The sequence below is a fragment of the Streptomyces sp. NPDC000983 genome, from assembly GCF_040299205.1.
Taxonomy (GTDB): Bacteria; Actinomycetota; Actinomycetes; order Streptomycetales; family Streptomycetaceae; genus Streptomyces.
The window spans coordinates 1-1,055 of sequence record NZ_JBEPBM010000131.1 but is presented as its reverse complement, the minus strand read 5'-3'; the positions used below and the strand labels follow the sequence as shown (position 1 = coordinate 1,055).

The window sequence follows — 1,055 nt, the reverse complement described above, 5'->3', positions numbered from 1 at the left end:
GCGCTCTACGGGGCGTGGTACGAGTTCTTCCCGCGTTCGGAGGGCACCGCGGAGGTGCCGCACGGGACGTTCCGGACGGCGGCGCGGCGGCTGCCGGCGATCGCGGGGATGGGTTTCGACGTGGTGTACCTGCCGCCGATCCATCCGATCGGGACGACGTTCCGCAAGGGCCGCAACAACACCCTCGATCCGTCGCCGGAGGATGTGGGGGTGCCGTGGGCGATCGGGTCGCCGGAGGGCGGCCACGACGCCGTGCACCCGGACCTGGGCACGCTGGAGGACTTCGCCTGGTTCGTCGAGCGGGCCCGCGCCGAGGGGCTGGAGGTGGCGCTGGACTTCGCGTTGCAGTGTTCGCCGGACCATCCGTGGGTGGAGAAGCACCCGGAGTGGTTCCACCACCGCCCGGACGGGACGATCGCGTACGCGGAGAACCCGCCGAAGAAGTACCAGGACATCTACCCGATCGCCTTCGACGCCGACCTGGACGGGCTGGTGGCGGAGACGGTGCGGGTGCTGCGGCACTGGATGGACTGCGGGGTGCGGATCTTCCGGGTGGACAATCCGCACACCAAGCCGGTGCTGTTCTGGGAGCGGGTGATCGGCGAGGTCAACCGCACCGACCCGGACGTGATCTTCCTGGCGGAGGCGTTCACCCGGCCCGCGATGATGCACACCCTCGCGCAGATCGGTTTCCAGCAGTCGTACACGTACTTCACCTGGCGCAACGACAAGCGGGAACTCACCGAGTACCTCAGTGAGCTGTCGGGGGAGGCGGCCGCCTACATGCGGCCGAACTTCTTCGCCAACACCCCCGACATCCTGCACGCGTTCCTCCAGCACGGCGGGCGGCCGGCGTTCGAACTGCGCGCGGTCCTCGCCGCGACGCTCTCCCCGACCTGGGGCGTCTACAGCGGCTACGAACTGTGCGAGAACACCGCCCTGCGCCCGGGCAGCGAGGAGTACCTCGACTCCGAGAAGTACCAACTACGGCCCCGTGACTGGGAGTCCGCCGACACCATCGCCCCCCTCATCACCAAGCTCAACGCCGTACGGCG

Annotated in this window: 1 pseudogene; it reads left to right on the top strand. The window is 69.1% G+C overall.

Going from position 1 to position 1,055, the window contains the following annotated elements:
• Nucleotides 1-1,055: pseudogene (locus tag ABT296_RS38680) on the top strand (alpha-1,4-glucan--maltose-1-phosphate maltosyltransferase); the annotation flags it as partial.